Here is an 18,769-nt window from a genome sequence, read left to right as displayed (position 1 = left end):
CCACGGGGCGGGCCATGTGTCTATGAACCAGCTTTTTGACTTTTCCTTCGCGCTTACCCATCCTGCCGCCACAACAGCGGCGCCGCAGGGCGGACGCCGCGGGAGGAGAATGCCCATGCTCACCCGCCGCCACGGGCTCAGCCTGCTGACTTCCAGCCTGCTGGCCACCCCTGCCCTGGCAACCCCTGCCCTGGCCACGACGCCCCCCGGCCACCCCACCGAAAGCAAACCCCGCATGGACTCCACGATCTTCGAGGCGCCCGCCGGCCCGATCGAGGTCTGGCGCGAGGGCGAAGGCCCCACCCTGCTGCTGCTGCCCTCGCTCGGGCGCGGGCAGGAGGATTTCGACGCCCTGGTGCCGCGCCTCGTCGCCGCCGGGCTGCGCGTGCTGCGGCCCGAGCCGCGCGGCATCGGCCGCTCCGCCCCGCTGCGCCCCGGCGCCACGCTGCACGACATGGCCGCCGACCTCGCCGCGCTGCTGCGGGCGGAAGCCAGCGGGCCGGCCTTCGTCGCCGGCCATGCCGCCGGCAACTGGACGGCGCGCGTCCTGGCGCATGACGCGCCGGAACTGGTCGGGCGCATCGCGCTGCTCGCCGCCGTCACCGGCACGGCGATCGACCCCGAGATCCGCCGCTCCATCACCGCCAGCTTCTCGCCCGAGCTGAGCGACGGGGAAAGGCTGGCGCATCTGCGCCGCGCCTATTTCGCGCCGGGCAATGACGCGGCGGTCTGGCTGCCGGGCTGGTACCCCGCGGTGGCCCAGGCGCAGCGCGCCGCCGCCGCCGCGACCACGGACCAGGCCTGGCTGCGCGCCGCCGAGCGCCACCCGCTGCTCTATGTGGCGGCGGCGCAGGACGCCATCGCCGCCCCGCCCTCCGAGGCGGAGCTGCGCGCGAGCCTCGGGCCGCGGGTCACCCGCGTGGTGGTGGAGAATGCCGGCCATGCCCTGCTGCCCGAGCAGCCGGAGGCCGTGGCGGCGGCGCTGATCGGCTTCGCCCGCGCACAGGGTTGAGAAACTGCGGCCATGAGGGGGGCTTTGCCCCTCACCCCCCTTCTTTTCCTGGGGCAAGGGAGACTCCCGAATGGGTTTCCAAAGGCCTCAGGCCTTTGGTCGGGAGAGTTTGAGAGGGGCGAAGCCCCTCTCAAGAGCAAGCGCCACGCCTTCTCCACCCTGCGGAGCGCGGGGGCTGCCCTGCCGCTCGCGGAATTTTGCTGCACCGCAGCGCAAAGCAGCCCTGCCAGGAGCGGGGTGGTCCGGCGGCGGCCGCGCGGCTATCGAGCCACCTCCGCCGCCAGAGTACCGGTCACACACCGCACCGATCCCGCAGAGAGCATCACAGACCCAGCAAAGCGGCTGGGGCCCAAAAGCCGCGCCAAAGGGCGCATCCCGCACCGCGCAGGCCTCAGGCCGCGCGACCGGGCAGGAAGAGGGCGAGGAGAGCAGGCCCGGAACGGGGCCGCAAAATGTTCTGAAATTTAAGCAACTGCGCATTAATTCTTAAAATAACTTAAATTGTGCGACGCACACAAACCGTGTCTCTCGCCGGCGGACCTGACGCATCCCGTATCGCTGGCGAGACCCCTCCCATGATCCGCGCTTTCTTCCACCCGCTCACCCGCAGGGACATGACCCTATGATGGCGGCCGATTTCCCGTTGCTGTCGCTGCTCGTGGCGCTGCCCTTCCTGGGCATCGGCGCCCTGCTCCTCGCCCGTGGCGAGGGGGAGGAGAAGCTGGCCCAGATCCGCCTCACCGCGCTGCTCTGCAGCCTGGTGACCTTCGCCCTCTCGCTGATGCTGTGGTTCGGCTTCGACAAGTCCCAGGCCGGGTACCAGTTCGAGGAGCGCCACGCCTGGCAGGCGGCGGCCGGGATCAGCTACCACATGGGGGTGGACGGGCTCTCGGTGCTCTTCGTGCTGCTCACCACGGTGATGACGCCGATCGGCATCCTCGCCTCCTGGCGGGCGACGCGCAGCGGCCTGCGGGAATACATGATCGCCTTCCTGCTGCTCGAGAGCATGCTGGTGGGCGTCTTCTCCGCCGTGGACCTGACGCTGTTCTACCTGTTCTTCGAAGGCGCGATGATCCCGGTCTTCCTGATCATCGGCGCCTGGGGCGGGCCGGGGCGCGTGCGCGCGGCGATGAAGCTCTTCCTCTACACCATGGTCGGCATGCTGCTGATGCTGCTGGCCATCCTGACGCTGTGGCGCATGGCCGGCTCGACCGACCTGACGGAGCTGCTCCAGCTCCAGCTCTCCCGGCCCACGCAGATCTGGCTCTTCCTCGCCTTCCTCGCCGCCTTCGGCGTGAAGATGCCGATGTGGCCGGCCCATACCTGGCAGCCGGACGCCTATTCCCAGGCCCCCACCGGCGGCTCCGTCATGCTGGCCGGCGTGATGCTGAACATGGGCGCCTACGGCTTCCTGCGCTTCGCCATCCCGCTCTTCCCGCAGGCGGTGCAGGCGCTCTCCCCGGTGATCTTCACCCTGGCCGTCATCGCCATCATCTATGCCAGCCTCGTCGCCATGGCGCAGAAGGACATGAAGCGGCTGGTGGCCTATTCCTCGGTGGCCCATATGGGCATCATCACCGTGGGCCTCTTCGCCGTCAGCCAGGAGAGCCTCTCCGGCGCGCTGCTGCAGATGCTCTCCCACGGCGTCGCCACGGCGGCCATGTTCCTCTGCATCGGCGTGCTCTCCGACCGCGCGCGGACGCATGAGCTGGACCAGTTCGGCGGCCTCGCCAAGGCGATGCCGGGCTTCGCCGCGGTGTTCATGCTCTTCACCATGGCCTCGATCGCCCTGCCCGGCACGGGCGACTTCCCGGGCGAGGTGCTGGTGGTCTTCGGCGCCTGGAAGACCAGCCCGTGGATCGCGCTCGGCATCGTCACCAGCATGGTGCTCGGCGCCTGCTACATGCTCTATCTCTACCGCCGCGTGCTCTTCGGCAGGCTGGTGCGCGAGGATCTGCGCGCCCTGGCCGACCTCTCCCCACGCGAGGTGGCGATGTTCGCCCCCCTCGCCCTGCTGACGCTGTGGATCGGCATCTACCCCTCCTCCTTCCTGGGCTTCTTCCAGGCGAGCGTGGCGGCGCTGGTGTCGCAGCAGCAGGCGGCGCTCGCCGCCACGGCGAGGCTCGCCGGCCTTTAAGGGCCGGATTGCCAGGCATCGCCTGCTCTTGAGAGGGGCTTCGCCCCTCTCAAACTCTCCCGACCAAAGGCCTGAGGCCTTTGGAAACCCATGCGCGGGCCGCTCCCTCAAGGGCCATGGGCAGCGGCGATGGCCGGCTCCTTCTCCTGCCCCGCCACCACCACCCGGTTGCGGCCCGCCGCCTTGGCGGCATAGAGCGCGGCATCAGCGGCGCGCAGCACCGCCTCGAACCTGCCCTCCGGCAGCCCCTGCTGCGGCACCGAGGCCGCCACCCCCGCGCTCAGCGTCACGCGCAGCACCATATCCTCGAACGGAATGGCCGCCCGCTCCACCGCCCGGCGCAGCGCCTCGGCCACGGCCTGCCCCTCCGCCAGCCCGGCGCGCGGCAGCAGCAGGCCGAACTCCTCGCCCCCCAGCCGCGCCGCCACATCCCCCGGCCCGGCGACACCGCGCAGCACCTGCCCCAGCGCCACCAGCACCGCATCGCCCGCCGCATGGCCGTGGCGGTCATTGACCGACTTGAAATGATCGAGGTCGCACAGGACCAGGGCGAAGCCCTCCCCCGCGCGGCCACGCAGCGCCGCCGCCGCCGCCGTGAAGCGCAGCCGGTTGGCCAGCCCCGTCAGCGGGTCGCGCCGCGCCGCATCGAAAAGGCCGCGATTGGCCGCCACCATCACCCCCATGGCGCGCTCCATCTGCCAGACGAAGGCCGCGCAGAGCGAGGCCATGGCGATCAGGCTGGCCCAGAAGGTGGACAGCGCGAAGGGCGAGAGATCCCCGCGCGCCAGCACCACCGCCGTCACCGCCAGCAGGCTGGCCCCCACCGCGCACCAGCCGGCGCGCCGCCCCAGCACCAGGAAGGCGGCGCCAACCAGGGGGAAGAACCAGGTGAAGCGCATCTCATCCTGCCGCACGACGAGCAGGGCGGAGAGGAAGAGCAGGAAGGCGCTGCCCAGATAGGCCCGGGCGATGCCACGATAGGCCGCGGGCCAGCGCCACAGCAGCCCGAGCAGCACCGCCGAGACCAGCAGGAAGGCGAGATTGCCCAGGCTCTGCGTGGGCGGGAAGGGCAGCAGCCCCGCCCAGTCCGCCCCCACCACCAGGGTGCCGCAGAGCAGCCCCGTCTGCACCAGTTGCCGCAGGACAAAGCGGCGGAAGGCGGGCAGTTCGGCCTCGGGTGGGGTCGTATCGGGGGGCATCTTGCGTCCAGGCCGGCGGTGGGGGCTGGTCCGCCCCCTCATGAGCGGGACAAGAACCCGCCCGGCCCCCCCCTGTCGAGGGCCGATCGCACCGCGGCGCCGCAAAGCCGCCCCGGCATGCCAAAGCCTGCGCGCGGCGCGGGCCAAAGGATACGCGCGGCGGCTGGCGCAGCGCCCCCCCGGCATGGGAGAAAGCGCCATGGACGACACGAGCCCCCCCCGCCCGCCGGCCGGCCCGACCGGGACCGGCAAGGTGGACCTCAGCCGCAGCGCGATCTCCCGCTATATCCAGCTGGCCACCCTGTTCCGCCGCCGCGTCGAGCAGGGCCACTGGAAGCCCGGCCAGCAGATCCCCACGGTGGACGAGCTGGCCGCCGAATGCGGCGTGGCCCGCGCCACCATCCGCCAGGCCCTCGGCCAGCTGGAGCAGGAAGGGCTGATCGAGCGCTTCCGCGCCAAGGGCACCTTCGTGCGCGAGCGCGCCGCGAGCCAGATCTGGTGCGCCGTGGAAACCGACTGGAACGGCCTGCTGCGCTCGCGCGAGGGGGCGGATATCGAGATCCTGGGCGAGACGCCGGGCATCCCCGGCGACCGCCTGCCCGCCAGCATCGGCACCCCCGCCCCCAGCTACCGCCATATCCGCCGCCGCCACTGGCGCGAGGGCAAGCCCTTCCTGCTGGCCGATGTCTATCTGGATGAGCGCCTCGCCCCGCTGGTCACGCCCGAGGATCTGCGCAGCAAGACCGCGCTGCGCCTCGTCGCCGGGCTGGAGGGGGTGCGCATCACCGATGCCCGCCAGACCCTGACCATCGGCACCGCCGATGTCGAGGCGGCCGAGGCCCTGCGCATGCCGCTCAACGCCCCCGTCGCCCTCGTCCACCGCGCCGCCGTCGATGCCCAGGGCCTCTGTGTCCTCGTCGCCGATGGCCTCTATCGCGGCGACATGGTGCGGATCGACATCAAGCTGAAATAGCACTGCCGCCGCGGCGGAAAGCAGCAGCCGGGCGGGAGGGCGCTGGACGCGCGGACGATAAGGGTCTAAAGGTCAGTTCAATGACCTAAAAGACCCGGAGGACGCGGCCGCATGCCCGCCGATGCTGACCTGACGCTGCACTGGTCCCCCCGCTCGCCCTTCGTGCGCAAGGTGATGGTGGCGGCGCATGAACTCGGCCTCACCGGCCGCATCGCGCTGCACCGCACCGTGGTGCGCATGGCCGAGCCCAACCCGGAGCTGCTGCCCGACAACCCGCTGAGCAAGATCCCGACGCTGCGCCTGCCCGATGGCACGGCACTCTTCGATTCCGTCGTCATCTGCGAATATCTCGACGAACTGGCGGGCGGCGGGCGGCTCTTCCCCGCCGGCGGCCCGGCGCGCTGGCAGGCGCTCGGCTGGCACGCGCTGGGCAATGGCTTCCTCGACCTGCTGATCCTCTGGCGCAATGAGCGCGACAAGCCCGCCGCGCGCCAGACGCCGGAATGGCTGGACAGCTTCGCCACCCGCGCCGCCGCCGTGCTGGCGCGGCTGGAGGCGGAGAGCGCCACCCTGGAAGAAACCCCCTTCGGCATTGGCCACATCGCCATCGGCTGTGCCCTCTCCTACCTGGATTTCCGCTTCCCCGACCTCGGCTGGCGCGCGGGGCGGCCGGCGCTGGCCGCCTGGCATGCCGGCTTCGCCGCCCGCCCCTCCGCCTGCGCCACGGAGATCGTCGATGCCTGACACCGCCCCGCCGCGCCCCGCCCCCGAAGCACCCGAGGCCCCGCCGCGCAGCGGCCCGCTCTCGCATGTGCGGGTGCTCGACCTCAGCCGCATCATGGCCGCGCCCTGGTGCACCCAGATCCTCGCCGATCTCGGCGCCGACGTGATCAAGGTGGAGCGCCCCGGCGCGGGCGACGACACCCGCGCCTGGGGCCCGCCCTTCCTCAAGGACCGCGACGGCCAGCCCACGCGCGAGGCCGGCTATTTCCTCGCCGTCAACCGCGGCAAGCGCTCCGTCACCGTGGACATGGCCCAGCCCGAGGGGCAGGCCATCATCCGCGAACTGGCCCGCGGCGCCGATATCGTGCTGGAGAATTTCAAGGCCGGCGCCCTGGCGCGCTACGGCCTGGACGCCGCCGCGCTGCGCGCCCTCAACCCGCGCCTGATCTACTGCTCCGTCACCGGCTTCGGCCAGGACGGGCCGCGCGCCGGGCAGGCCGCCTATGACTTCGCCATCCAGGCCATGGGCGGGCTGATGAGCATCACCGGCGAGCGCGACGGCGCCCCCGGCGGCGGGCCGCAGAAGGTGGGCGTGCCGATCGTCGACCTGATGACCGGCATGTATGCCACGGTCGCCGTGCTCGCCGCCCTCGCCCGCCGCGCCGAGACGGGGGAGGGCGAGACCATCGACCTCGCCATGCTCGACGTGCAGGCCGCCTTCCTGGCCAACCAGGCGATGAACTGGCTGGTCTCCGGCCGCACGCCGCAGCGGGGCGGCAACCGCCACCCCAATATCCAGCCGCAGGACGTCTTCGCCTGCGCCGACGGGCATCTGGTGCTCGCCGTCGGCAATGACGGGCAATTCGCGAAGCTGTGCGAGGCGCTGGAGCGGCCGGACTGGGCGGGCGACCCGCGCTTCGCCAAGAACCCTGACCGCGTCAGGAACAATCCGGCGCTGACCGCCCTGCTGGCGGAGCGCTTCGCCACCCTGCCGCGCGCCGCGCTGATGGCGGCGCTGGAGGCGGCGGGCGTGCCCTGCGCGCCCATCAACACCATCCCCGAGGTGTTCGACGACCCGCAATTGCAGCACCGCGCCATGCTGCGCCACCTGCCGCACCCTCTGGCCGGCACGGTGCCGCAGGTGGTGAGCCCGCTGCGCTTCGCGGAAAACCCGCTGCGCTTCGACCGCGCGCCGCCGCTGCTCGGCCAGCATACCGAGGAGGTGCTGGCCGAGCTGGGCCTGCCGCCAGCGGAGCGCGCCGCCCTCGCCGCGCGCGGCATCGTCTGAGACCGGGACAGGAGAAAACCCCATGCCGCGCATTCCCCTCCCCACCCCGGCGGAGATGACGCCGGAACAGCGCCGCGTCCATGATGCCGTGGTCGCCGGCCCGCGCGGGCAGGTGATCGGCCCGCTGCGCGCCGTCATCCACAGCCCGGACCTCGCCGAGCGCTGGTCGCGCCTGGGCGAGTTCCTGCGCTTCGGCACCTGCCTGCCGAAGCGGCTGAACGAGCTGGCCATCCTGGTGACGGGGCGGCGCTGGACCAGCCAGATCGAATGGTGGGTGCATGCCCGCGCCGCCGCTGAGGCCGGGCTGGACGCCGCCATCATCGAGGCCATCCGCGAGGGCCGCGCCCCCGCCTTCACCGCCGCCGACGAGGCCGAGATCTATGAATTCGCCCGCCAGCTCCAGGGCACGGGGCAGGTGGAGGAGGCCGCCTATGCCGCCATCGTCGCCCGCTGGGGCGCGCGCGGCGTGGTCGAGCTGACCGGGGTCATCGGCTACTACACCATGGTCTCGATGACGCTGAACGTGCACGACATCCCGCTGCCCGACGGCATCGCCGCGCCGCTGCGGCCGCTGGCCGAGGGGCTGACCCCCCTCCCCCCCGCGCAGCGCCTCGCCGAGGCGACCGGCGGATGAGCGCCTCCCCCCTCTCCCCCACGGAGCCTTGCATGCTGCCCGGACTGGCCGATCTCCAGCGCTTCCTCGTCACGGTGGAGGAGCATGTCGCCACCGTCACCATGAACGCGCCGCCGGTGAATGCGCAGGACCGGCTGTTCCGCCAGGAGCTGCTGCGTGTTTTCGACGTTCTGCACGACAGCCCCGCCGTGCGCGCCATCGTGCTGACCGGCGCGGGCCGCGCCTTCTCCGCCGGCGCGGATCTGCGCGAGCGGCCCAACCTGGCCGGCGAGGCCGGCGCCTATCCGGGGCATAACCGCCTCGTCCGCGCCGGCTTCGACGCGGTGATGGACTGCGGCAAGCCGGTCATCGCCGCCGTCAACGGCGCCGCCATCGGCGCGGGCTGCGTGCTCGCCCTCTGCTGCGATATCCTGCTGGTGGCCGAGGACGCCTTCCTGGCCATGACGGAGGTGGATGTCGGCCTCGCCGGCGGCGTGCGGCATGTGATGCGCTTCTTCGGCCAGTCCGATGCGCGGCTGCTGATCTACACCGCGCGCCGCGTCCATGGCCCGGAACTGCTGCGCATGAACGCCGCCTCCGCCTGCCTGCCACGCGACAGGCTGCTGGAGGAGGCGCAGGCGATCGCCCGGCAGATCGCCGCCAAGAGCCCGCTCGCCGTGCAGGCCGCCAAGCGCTCCTTCCAGCTGACGGAGGAAATGCCGCTGCGCGATGGCTACCGCTACGAGCAGACCCAGACCGTGGCGCTGGCCACCACCGAGGATACAAAGGAAGCGCAGCGCGCCTTCGCGGAGAAGCGGAAGCCTATTTTTCAAGGTAAGTAAAATCTTCTTTTTCTAAAGAAAAAGAAGCAAAAAGATTTTTCCAGGCTGCCGCCGTCTCCCGTCCAGGTGGGACGCTCAACTGATAAAAGTTTTTTGGTTCTTTTTTTTCAAAAAAGAACGAATATCTTTTTAAAAACAAGGCCGCGAGGCCCCAAGGAGGATCCAGGAATGATCACCCGCCGCCAGGGCCTTGCCCTGCTGGGCGCGGGGCTGGCGTGCCCTGCGCTGGCCCAGCCCGGCTTCCCGGACCAGCCGGTGAAGCTGATTGTCCCCTTCGCCGCCGGAGGTCCGGCCGATCTCGTGGCCCGGCTGCTCGGGCAGGCGATGGGCCCGCGCCTGCAACAGCCGGTGGTGGTGGACAGCCGCTCCGGCGCCGGCGGCATGCTGGGGGTGGAGGCGGCGGCGCGCAGCAGGCCGGACGGGCTGACCCTGGTGCTGGCCTCCACCGGCGCGCTGGTCATCCTGCCGCAGCTCATGCCGCGCATGGCCTATGACGCGCAGAAGGATCTGGCGCCGCTGCTGCATGTCATCTCCGTGCCGCAGGTGCTGGTGGTGCGCCGCGCCCGCGGCATCACGACGGCGCAGGCCCTGGTGGCCGAGGCGCGCAAACAGCCGGGGCGGCTGACCTATGGCTCCGCCGGCAATGGCAGCTCGCTGCACATGGCCGGGGAATTGTTCCGCCTGCGCGCGGGGCTCGACATCACCCATGTGCCCTATCGCGGCGCCGCCCCGGCGGTGACGGACCTGCTGGGCGGCACCATCGACATGCTGCTGGCCGATATCCCCGTGGTGCTGCCGCATCTGCGCGGCGGGGAGCTGGTGCCGCTGGCCCTCACCGCGCCGGAGCGCGCCGCCGTGCTGCCGGAGGTGCCGACCATGGCCGAGGTGGGCCTGCCCGGCGTGCTGTCGGACACCTGGTATGCCCTCTTCGCCCCGGCCGGCACGCCGCCGGAGCGGCTGGCCATCCTGCACCGCGCCGCCGCCGCCAGCCTGGAGGACCCGGAACTGCGCCGCGCCCTGGCCGAGCAGGGTGGCATGGTGGCCGGCGGCACGCCGCAGCAGCTCGCCGCCCTGCTGGTGTCGGAGCGCGCCAAATGGGGCGAGGTGATCCGCACCGCCGGCATCCGCCTCGACTGAACGGGGAAAGGCGAGGCCCATGCCCATCACCTATGAGCGGATGAAAGAGGCGACCGCGCGGCTCTACGAGTGGTCGCTGCGCAAGGTGCCGGATGACACGCTGGAGGCCCTGCGCCGTGCCCGGGCGGCGGAGAGCAACCCGGTGGCGCAGCGCACCCTCGGCATCCTGCTGCGCAGCGCCGAGATGGCGGAGACGCAGGACCGGCTGGTCTGCTCCGATTCCGGCGTGCCGACCTACAGCATCGGCATCGGCACCGCGGCGCGGCTGGAGGGGGATATCCGCCGCGCCATCACCGACGGCTTCCAGGAACTCGTCGCCACCACCACGCCGCCGCTGCTCAAGCACGTCACCAACCCGCTGACCAATGAGCGCAGCCACAGCGGCAAGGACATGCCGCTGGTCACCTGGGACGTGATCGACGGCGCGGCCTATCTGGACATCACCTGCCAGCCCAAGGCGCTCGGCTCGGGCCGCTGGGCGGCGCTGGAGATCTTCACCTTCCCGACGCTGGAGCAGATCGAGGCCTATGTGATGGACTGCGTGCTGAAGGCCGGCTCGCAGCATTGCCCGCCGGTGCATATCGGCGTGGGCATTGGCGGCACCTTCGAGCATTGCGCCCGCCTCGCCGCCAAGGCCACGCTGCGCCCCTACGGCACCCGCAACCCGGAGCCGGTGCTGGCCGCGATGGAAGAGCGCCTGCTGAAGGCCGTCAACGCCACCGGCTTCGGCCCGATGGGCACGGGGGGCGATACCACGGCGCTCGGCGTGCATATCGAATACGCGGCGGGGCATGGCTTCACCCCCGTCGCCGTCGCCTTCAACTGCTGGATCAACCGCCGCACCCGCGCCCGCCTGCACGAGGACGGCACGCTGGAGCGCATCGAATGACCGCACCGCCCCCCGAAGCCAGCCTGGACGGGCTGCGCCGCCTGCGCCTGCCGCTGTCGCGGGAGGATGCCCTCTCGCTGCGCGCCGGGGATATGGTGGTGCTGGATGGCGAGATCGTCATCACCGCCGGCCTGCCCACCCATCAGCGCCTGCTGGAGGCCAGCCGGGGGGAGCGCCCTTTGCCGCTCGACCTGGAGGGCGCGGCGCTGTTCCACCTCGGCAGCTATTCGCGGGAGACGGCGGAGGGCGGCTTCGAGCTGCTCTACATGAACCCCACCACCAGCACGCGCTTCAACGCGCTGATGCCGCCGCTGATCCGCCATTTCGGCCTGCGCGCCGTGGGCGGCAAGGGCGGGCTGGACGCCGCCTGCGCCGAGGCGATGCGGGAGGCGGGCTGCGTCTACTTCGCCTTCGTCGGCGGCGGCGCGCCGCTGCTGTCGGACGCCATCCGCGAACTCGTCTCGGTACACTGGAATGACCTCGTCTCGCATTACCGGCTGGTGAAGCTGAAGGTCGAGGGGCTGGGGCCGGTCACCGTCGGCATCGATGCCCGGGGCAACAGCCTCTATGCCGACCTCGCCGGGGCGGCGCGGGCGCGGCTGCCCGCCATCCTGGCCGGGCTGGCGGCGGCGCGGGAGGCGGCGAAATAGGCCGGATCAGGGGGGCTGGACGCGGCGGCGGCGCCATGCCACGCGCGGCGTCACAAGACTGGAATCCGCCATGCCCGCCCGTGCTATGCTGCGCCCCATGACGATCGCCCTCCGCAAGCCGATGAGCCTGCAGGATTTCCTCTCCTGGGAGAGGGAGCAGGAGCTGCGCTTCGAATTCGACGGCCAGCGGCCCGTGGCCATGACGGGCGGCACGGCGGCCCATGCGCTGTTGCAGGGCAACCTGGCCGCCGCCCTCATCCCCCGCCTGCGCGGCCAGCCCTGCCGCTTCCTCGGCAGCGATATCAAGGTGCAGGTGGCGGGCAGCATCCGCTACCCGGACGGGCTGGTCACCTGCGCGCCCCTGCCGCCGCGCAGCACCGTGGTGCGGGAGCCGGTGGTGGTCTTCGAGGTGCTCAGCCCCCGCACCGCCAGCACCGACCGCATCACCAAGAACCACGAATACGCCTCCACCCCCTCCATCCGGCGCTATGTCATGCTGGAGCAGGACCGGGTGGGCGCCACCGTCTTCAGCCGCCAAGGGACTGGCCAAGGGACTGGCGAGGGCACTGGCGAGGGGGCGGATTGGGTGGGGCATATCCTGCTGGATGACGCCGTGCTGGATCTGCCGGAAATCGGCATCAGCCTGCCGCTGCGCGAACTCTATGAGGGGATCGAGGTCGCGGGCGAGGACAGCGCGGAAGAGATCTGAAAAACTGAAAAAAGAGTCCGGGGCGCTGCCCCGGACCCCGCTGGGGAGGCAGGGCCTCCCCAGACCCCGCCTTCCGTCAGCGCCAGCCCAGCGCCGGGGCGATATGCTTCAGGATGCCCTCGATGACATGGGCGCAGTATTCCACCCCCAGCTGGTTCGGGATGGTCAGCAGCAGGGTATCGGCGGCGGCCACGGCCTCGTCGGCGCGAAGCTGCTCGATCAGGCGCTCCGGTTCGGCGGCATAGCCACGGCCGAAAATGGCGCGCGTCTTCTCGCCGAGGAAGCCCACCTGGTCCTCCTCCTGGGCGGAGCGGCCGAAATAGGCGCGGTCCCGCTCGTCGAGCAGCGGAAAGATGCTGCGGCTGACGGAAACGCGCGGCGCACGCGCATGGCCCGCCGCCTTCCAGGCCTCGTGATAGGCGCGGATCTGCGCGGCCTGCTGGATGTGGAAGGGCTCGCCGCTCTCGTCATCCTTCAGGGTGGAGCTTTGCAGGTTCATCCCCTGCTGCGCCGCCCAGACCGCCGTGGCGTTGGAGCCGGAGCCCCACCAGATGCGCTCGCGCAGCCCTTCCGAATGCGGCTCCAGCCGCAGCAGGCCGGGCGGGTTGGGAAACATCGGGCGCGGGTTCGGCCGGGCGAAGCCCTCGCCCCGCAGCACCTCCAGGAAGAGCTGCGCGTGGCGGCGGCCCATATCGGCATCGCTCTCGCCCTCGGCCGGGGCATAACCGAAATGGCGCCAGCCATCGACCACCTGCTCCGGCGAGCCGCGGCTGAGGCCGAGCTGCAGGCGGCCGCCGCTGATGAGATCCGCCGCCCCGGCATCCTCGGCCATGTAGAGCGGGTTCTCATAGCGCATGTCGATGACGGCGGTGCCAAGCTCGATGCGCTTCGTCCGCGCCGCCATCGCGGCCAGCAGCGGAAAGGGGGAGGCGAGCTGGCGCGCGAAGTGGTGGACGCGGATATAGGCGCCATCGGCGCCGAGTGCCTCCGCCGCCTCGGCCAGTTCGATCGACTGGAGGAGGGCATCGGCGGCGGAACGCGTGCCGGATTGGCGCGAGGGGGCCCAATGGCCGAAGGACAGGAAACCGATCTTCTTCATGGTCTGACAGGGTCCGGAAAGGCGGGAGGGAACCGTGGGGCGGATATAAGGCCCCAGGCCCGCAACGCCTCATCACCCGCGCCAATGATGGTCATGCCAGACCCTGGCAGGGCGCGCCCCCTCAGCGCGGGCGGACGAAGAAGCGCGGCGCCAGCGCCTCGCCCCGCAGCAGGGAGAGCACGTTGCGGCAGGTCATCAGCGAGACCTCGCGCCGCGCCTCGGGCGTCACGCCGCCGATATGCGGGCTGACGAGGACATTGGGCAGCGACCAGAGCGGGTTCTCCGCCGCCGGCGGCTCGGGCGCGAAGCTGTCGAGGCCGGCGCCGGCGATGCGGCCCGCCCGCAGCGCCGCCACCAGCGCGGCCTCATCCACCACCTCGCCGCGCGCGGTGTTGATGAGGAAGGCGCTCTTCTTCATCAGCCCGATTTCGCGCGCGCCGATCAGGTTCTCCGTGGCGGGCGTCAGCGGGCAGTGCAGGCTGACCACGTCGCTCGCCTCCAGCAGCGCCTCCAGCGTGGCGACGCGGCGGGCATGCGGGCCGAAGGCTTCCTCCGGCGCGAAGGGATCGAAGGCGATGGTGCTCATGCCCAGCGGCTCGGCCATGGCGGCGAAGGCGCGGCCGATCTGCCCGATGCCGACGAGGCCGAGCACGCTGCCGCGCAGCTCCCGCCCGCCATAGGCCTTCTTCTCCCACCCGCCGCCGCGCACGAAGGCGTCCTGGCTGCGCAGTTCCTTGGCGAGGCCAAGCATCAGCGCCAGGGCGTGCTCGGCCACGGAATGGGCATTGGCGCCCACCGCCGCCAGCACCGGCACCCCGAGTTCCGCCGCCGCCGCGACGTCGATATCATTGGTCCCCGCCCCGTGCTTGGCGATGACCTTCAGCCGTGGCGAGGCGCGCAGGATCTCCGCATCGACGCGCTCGACAAGGCGCACGATGATGGCCTCCGCCGCGCTATCGCGCAGCAGGGCGATAACCTCTTCCTTCTTCGGATAGGGCCCGGTGGAGAGGGACCGCACACCGGCGGCGCGGAAGATGTCCTCGCCCTCGGCGGCGACGGGGCCGCCCAGGCTGACAACGGTGAAGGCCATGTCTCGCACTCCGTCGCGCATCAGGACTTTTCCCAGCGCCTGCCTTGCCCGCGCAGCCCGCTGAAAAAAGTTTTTTGGTTCTTTTTTCCAAAAAAGAACCCTCTCCCACACCCCAGGCATGGGCTGCCGGGCCCGTGGCGGACGCCCCGGGCCCGGCCCGGCATCAGCCGACCGCCTCGACGAACTTCTTCGACACGATGGCGACCTTGGCATGCGTCTCGTCGGAGACGATGGCCGGGCCACGGCTCCTGCCCACCGCCGGCATGGCGATGCTGAGGGCGCGCTTGACCATGGTGGGCGGGAAGCCGTGGGCGTAGAGCTCCTTGCGCAGCTCGCCGTAATGGGCCTGCTGCTTCTCCGCCTCGGCCGCGTCGCCGGCGGAGAAGGCGCGCCAGATGGCGTTCAGCGTCAGCGGCGCGATGTTGCCGAGGCCGGAGATGCAGCCGGCCGCGCCGTTCTTCAGCCCGTAGAGGATCAGGTGGTCCGGCCCGACCAGCACGTCGAAGTCATCGCGCGCGCGGGCGATGGCGAGGTAGCCGTCGAGGCTCTCCTGCGAGCCGGCGCTGTCCTTGATGCCGATGATGTTGGGGTGGCTGGCGAGCCGGGCCGCCGTCTCCGGGGTGATGGTGTTCCCGGTGCGGGCGGGGATGTTGTAGAGATAGACGGGCACCGTCAGCGCATCGGCCACCGCCGTGTAGTAGGCGACCAGCTCGTCCTGCGAGCAGGCGATGAAGGAGGGGGTGACGACGGAGACCGCCTTCACGCCGAGGGCCTGCACCGCCTGGCCGAGGCGGATGGTCTGCTTGGTCGACACCTCGCCGATATGGGCGAGCACCGGCACGCGGCCGGCCGCGGCCTCGACGCAGACGCGGGCGGCTTCCACCTTCTCCTCGAAGGAGAGGGCGAAGAACTCGCCATTGGTGCCGGCGCAGAAGACGCCGTTGCCGGCCCTGGCCTGGCGGTCCACCTGGCGGGCGAGCTCGGCGTAGTCGACATCCTCCTGCGCATCGAAGGGGGTGACGATGGCGACGAAGGGGCCGGTGATCTTCGGCATGCTCTGGTTCTTTCCAGCGATCAGAAGGCGGCGCGGTACATGGCCAGGATTTCCTCCCGGCTCAGATCGCGCGGATTGTTGTCCAGCAGGCGGCGGATGGCGTGCGCCTCCGTCGCCATGGTCTCCAGGTCGTCCTGCGGCACGCCGAGCGCGGAGAGCTTCATCTCAACGCCCAGATCGGCGCAGAAGCGATAGGTCGCATCCCGCACCGTGGCAACGTCGGAGGAGGCGGGCAGGCCGAGGGCGCCGAGCACCAGCGCCGTCTTCTCCGGCACCACGGGGGCGTTGAAGGCCAGGGTGTGCGGGAAGATCAGGGCGCAGGCGAGGCCGTGCGGGATGTGGTGGCGCGTGCCCAGCGGATAGGCCACCGCATGGCCCGCCGTGGTGTTCACCGGCCCGAGGCAGAAGCCGCCATAGAGCGAGGCGATGGCGAGGCCGGCGCGGGCCTCCTTGTCGCTGCCATCCTCCACCGCGCGGCGCAGGAAGCGGCCGACGAGGCGGATGCCCTCCAGCGCGTAGAGGTCGATCAGCGGGTGCGCCTTCCTGCTGGTGAAGGCCTCCACGCAATGGGCCATGGCATCGACGCCGGTGGCCGCGGTGACGGCGCGCGGCACCGTCATGGTCAGGTCCGGGTCGATGATGGCGATATCGGCCAGCATGTGCAGGCTCTGCACCGCCAGCTTGTTCTGCGTCGCCGGGTCGGTGACGAGGGCGCGGGTGCCGCCCTCGCTGCCGGTGCCGGCGGTGGTCGGGATCTGCGCCAGCTTCACGCGGCGGCCGGCCACCTTCTCCGGCCCCACCACCTCGTGCAGCGTCTGCCCGCTGCCGGGCAGGACGGCGACGAGCTTGGCGAGGTCCATGGCGCTGCCGCCGCCGAAGCCCACCACCAGCTCCGCCCCGGCCTGCGCGGCGAGGGCCAGGGCCTTCTCCAGGTTGGGCAGGTCCGGCTCCGGCTTGACCTCGCCGAACACCACCACCTCGCCCGGCAGGTCGAGCAGGCCGACGCGGCCGGCGTTGAAGGCGTCCGCCACGACGAGGGTGCGGGTGATGCCCTGCTCGCGCGCCCAGCGGCCGAGGCGCGGCGCCAGGCCGCTGCCCACCATCAGCATGGGCGGGCGCGGGATTTCGATGGGGGAGGCGTAGGTGTTCATGCGCGGGGTTCCGGTGGTCGGAAAGGGCGGGAGGGGCGGCGGGGCCTCAGTCGGCGCGGGCGCCGGAATCCTGGATGACCTTACGCCACATCGGGCGCTCACGCGCGGCGCGGGCGGCGGCGTCTTCCGGCGTGGTCCAGATCGGCCGGGCGCCGACCTTGGCGAAGCGCTCGCGCAGGGCCGGGTCGTCGACGACCTGCTTCAGGCCGGCATTGATCTTCTGCACCACCGCGGCGGGCGTGCCGGCGGGCACCACGAAGCCGCCCCAGACGGTGACGACGAAATCCGCCATCCCGGCTTCCGCCATGGTCGGCACCTCGGGCACCGAGGGCCAGCGCTCGGCGGTGGTGACGGCGAGGGCGCGGATATCGCCATTGCCGATCAGCCCCTGATAGGAGGCGACGCCGTCGATGGCGAAATCGACCTCGCCATTCAGCAGAGCGGGGATGATCTGCGCGGCGCCGCGATAGGGGACGTGCACCGCCTCGATGCCGAGGCGGGAGAACAGCATGGCGGAGGAGAGATGCGTCGTCGTGCCGATGCCGGTCGAGCCGTAGGTGATGCCGCCGCTCCTGCCGCGCGCCCAGGCGACGAACTCGGCCAGCGTCCGCGCCTGCACCTTGCGCGGCGCGACGACGGCGACATTGGGGAATTCCCAGCCCAGCGCGACGGGCGTCAGGTCCTTCTCCACGTTGTAGGCGACGCTGGCGTAGAGGAACTGGTTGATCGAGAAGTTGCTGACCGTGGCGGCGCCGATCGTGTAGCCGTCGGCCGGCGACTTGGCGACGGCGTCGATGCCGATATTGCCGCTGGCGCCCGGGCGGTTCTCCACCACGACGGTCTGGCCGAGGATGGCGCCGAGATGCTCGGCATAGAGGCGGCCGAGCACATCGGTGGCACCGCCCGGCGGATAGGGGACGACGAGGCGCACGGGGCGCTGCGGCCAGCTGGTGGCCGCCGCCCCTTGCGCCGCCACCCCGCGCCCGAGCGCGAGGGCGGGCGCGGCGAGGCCGAGGGAGAGGATCAGGCGGCGGCGGTCGAGCATGGCGGGAGGGTTCCTTGGACGGTGTGCGGGGAGCCGTTCAGGAGGGGTCCATGGCTTCGTTCCGGATGGGCGCGCTGGCGGAGCGATGCCGGCGCCCACCGCCCCGGATGCGGGGCGACCATGTTGTCCCTTCCCTGGCCCACCAGGCAGTGGGCCGTTTCTACGGCAGATGCGCGAAACGCGCAATCGGCTTGCTCTTTTCGCGCAAAAATCTTGAAGCGCCGATGAAACCCGCTAAGATGCCCGCCAGCCGCGCCGCCCCGCGCGCCCCGCCCTCTCGCGCCTCACGCCCATCCAAGGTTCACCGCTGCATGCCGCACCAGGCGGGCCGCCTGCCGGACCCCTCCCCGCAAGCCCAGTCCCACGGCGATTCCCCGGATGCCTGGCTTGTGGTGGCCGATGACCTGACGGGCGCGGCCGAATGCGCGGTGGCCTTCGCGCGGCGCGGGCATGGCGCGCTGGTGGCCTGGGAGGATGCCCCGGAAGGCACGCCCGGTGGCAGCGCCGCCACCCCCCTGCCCGACAGCCCCCTGCCCGACAGCCCCCTGCCCGACAGCCCTGGCCCATCCAGCCCTGTCCTGGCCCTCGACGCCGATAGCCGCCGCCTGCCAGCCGCGCAGGCTTCTGCGCGACATGAGCAGATTTTCGCGCGGCATGCCCGCCCCGGGCTGGGGCTGCTGAAGAAGATCGATTCCACCCTGCGCGGCCAGCCGCTCGCCGAACTGGCCGGCACGCTGGCGCTGCTGCGGGGGCGGGGGATGCCCCGGCTGGCGGTGCTGGCCCCGGCCTTTCCGGCCAATGGCCGCACCCTGCGCGCCGGGCGCGTCCACCTCCAGGGCGCGCCGCTGGAGCAGAGCGCGCTCTGGGCGCGCGAGCACAGCTATCCCAGCGCCTGCCTGCCGGAGTTGCTGGCGGCGGCGGGGCTGAAGGCGGCGCATCTCCCGCTGCCGGCGCTGCGCGCGGGGGAGGAGGCGCTGCGCGCCGCGCTGCGCCACGCCCTGGCGCAGGGCCTGGAGGCCGTGGTCTGCGATGCCGAGGTGACGGAAGACCTGGAAGCCCTGGCCCGCGCCGGGCTGCCGCTTTCGGCGCAACTGCTCTGGGTGGGCGCGGGCGGGCTGGCGCATGCCCTGGCCGCCGCCGGGCCGCGGGGCACGGCGC

General features: G+C 71.6%; 18 protein-coding genes. 12 read left to right on the top strand and 6 right to left on the bottom strand.

The window, feature by feature from the left end:
* Positions 1-115: 115 nt before the first annotated feature.
* Both NON00_RS08700 and NON00_RS08695 read left to right on the top strand, forming a co-directional pair.
* Positions 116-1,012, top strand: coding sequence for an alpha/beta fold hydrolase (locus tag NON00_RS08700; RefSeq protein WP_256019897.1), 897 nt, complete (start codon positions 116-118; stop codon positions 1,010-1,012).
* 622 nt (positions 1,013-1,634) lie between these two features.
* The gene (locus tag NON00_RS08695; RefSeq protein WP_256019894.1) at positions 1,635-3,149 is read left to right on the top strand and encodes an NADH-quinone oxidoreductase subunit M; all 1,515 of its coding nucleotides are present in this window, start codon (positions 1,635-1,637) and stop codon (positions 3,147-3,149) included.
* Between the two features lie 107 nt (positions 3,150-3,256).
* Here NON00_RS08695 and NON00_RS08690 read toward each other — a convergent pair whose 3' ends face one another.
* Positions 3,257-4,348, bottom strand: coding sequence for a GGDEF domain-containing protein (locus NON00_RS08690; protein WP_256019891.1), 1,092 nt, complete (start codon positions 4,346-4,348; stop codon positions 3,257-3,259).
* A 199-nt stretch (positions 4,349-4,547) separates the two neighbouring features.
* On the opposite strand from NON00_RS08690, the gene NON00_RS08685 reads away from it, so the two are divergent.
* The 9 genes from NON00_RS08685 to NON00_RS08645 all read left to right on the top strand — a co-directional run bounded on the left by NON00_RS08685 (position 4,548) and on the right by NON00_RS08645 (position 12,172).
* Positions 4,548-5,321, top strand: a complete 774-nt coding sequence (locus NON00_RS08685; RefSeq protein ID WP_256019889.1) for a GntR family transcriptional regulator — start codon at positions 4,548-4,550, stop codon at positions 5,319-5,321.
* 111 nt (positions 5,322-5,432) lie between these two features.
* Positions 5,433-6,065: a glutathione S-transferase family protein gene (locus tag NON00_RS08680; protein WP_256019886.1), complete on the top strand. Its 633-nt coding sequence runs from the start codon at positions 5,433-5,435 to the stop codon at positions 6,063-6,065.
* Entirely contained in the window at positions 6,058-7,332 is a 1,275-nt protein-coding gene (locus NON00_RS08675) for a CaiB/BaiF CoA-transferase family protein (RefSeq protein ID WP_256019882.1), read from the top strand. Before NON00_RS08680 ends, NON00_RS08675 begins: the two co-directional genes overlap by 8 nt.
* A 22-nt stretch (positions 7,333-7,354) precedes the next feature.
* Positions 7,355-7,966 (top strand): carboxymuconolactone decarboxylase family protein, encoded by a 612-nt coding sequence (locus tag NON00_RS08670; RefSeq protein WP_256019879.1) that lies wholly within the window; start codon positions 7,355-7,357, stop codon positions 7,964-7,966.
* The gene (locus tag NON00_RS08665; protein WP_256019876.1) at positions 7,963-8,787 is read left to right on the top strand and encodes an enoyl-CoA hydratase/isomerase family protein; all 825 of its coding nucleotides are present in this window, start codon (positions 7,963-7,965) and stop codon (positions 8,785-8,787) included. Before NON00_RS08670 ends, NON00_RS08665 begins: the two co-directional genes overlap by 4 nt.
* A gap of 168 nt (positions 8,788-8,955) precedes the next feature.
* Entirely contained in the window at positions 8,956-9,924 is a 969-nt protein-coding gene (locus tag NON00_RS08660; protein ID WP_256019873.1) for a tripartite tricarboxylate transporter substrate binding protein, read from the top strand.
* Between the two features lie 19 nt (positions 9,925-9,943).
* Positions 9,944-10,813 carry a fumarate hydratase gene (locus NON00_RS08655; RefSeq protein WP_256019872.1) on the top strand — a complete coding sequence of 290 codons (870 nt, stop codon included), beginning with the start codon at positions 9,944-9,946 and terminating at the stop codon, positions 10,811-10,813.
* Complete coding sequence (locus tag NON00_RS08650) at positions 10,810-11,463, top strand: fumarate hydratase C-terminal domain-containing protein (RefSeq protein ID WP_256019871.1); 654 nt, start codon at positions 10,810-10,812, stop codon at positions 11,461-11,463. Before NON00_RS08655 ends, NON00_RS08650 begins: the two co-directional genes overlap by 4 nt.
* 70 nt (positions 11,464-11,533) lie before the next feature.
* On the top strand, positions 11,534-12,172 hold the full coding sequence (locus NON00_RS08645; RefSeq protein WP_256019869.1) for a Uma2 family endonuclease: 639 nt from the start codon (positions 11,534-11,536) through the stop codon (positions 12,170-12,172).
* A 76-nt stretch (positions 12,173-12,248) separates the two neighbouring features.
* Here the strand turns inward: NON00_RS08645 and NON00_RS08640 are convergent, their stop codons facing one another.
* The 5 genes from NON00_RS08640 to NON00_RS08620 form a co-directional block, all read right to left on the bottom strand.
* Entirely contained in the window at positions 12,249-13,271 is a 1,023-nt protein-coding gene (locus tag NON00_RS08640) for an LLM class flavin-dependent oxidoreductase (protein WP_256019867.1), read from the bottom strand.
* 121 nt (positions 13,272-13,392) lie between these two features.
* A complete protein-coding gene (locus NON00_RS08635) occupies positions 13,393-14,382 on the bottom strand; it encodes a hydroxyacid dehydrogenase (RefSeq protein ID WP_256019864.1) in 990 nt (329 codons plus the stop codon).
* A 142-nt stretch (positions 14,383-14,524) separates the two neighbouring features.
* Positions 14,525-15,415: a dihydrodipicolinate synthase family protein gene (locus NON00_RS08630; protein ID WP_256019861.1), complete on the bottom strand. Its 891-nt coding sequence runs from the start codon at positions 15,413-15,415 to the stop codon at positions 14,525-14,527.
* Between the two features lie 20 nt (positions 15,416-15,435).
* Complete coding sequence (locus NON00_RS08625) at positions 15,436-16,566, bottom strand: iron-containing alcohol dehydrogenase (protein WP_256019858.1); 1,131 nt, start codon at positions 16,564-16,566, stop codon at positions 15,436-15,438.
* 46 nt (positions 16,567-16,612) lie between these two features.
* The gene (locus tag NON00_RS08620; protein ID WP_256019855.1) at positions 16,613-17,611 is read right to left on the bottom strand and encodes a tripartite tricarboxylate transporter substrate binding protein; all 999 of its coding nucleotides are present in this window, start codon (positions 17,609-17,611) and stop codon (positions 16,613-16,615) included.
* A gap of 311 nt (positions 17,612-17,922) precedes the next feature.
* Here NON00_RS08620 and NON00_RS08615 point away from each other — a divergent pair.
* Positions 17,923-18,769, top strand: an 847-nt coding sequence (locus NON00_RS08615; protein WP_256019852.1) for a four-carbon acid sugar kinase family protein, incomplete at its 3' end; no start/stop codon positions are given.

This window comes from Roseomonas sp. GC11 (assembly GCF_024437745.1).
In the GTDB taxonomy this organism is placed as follows: domain Bacteria; phylum Pseudomonadota; class Alphaproteobacteria; order Acetobacterales; family Acetobacteraceae; genus Pseudoroseomonas.
This window is presented reverse-complemented; position numbering and strand designations above follow the sequence as displayed.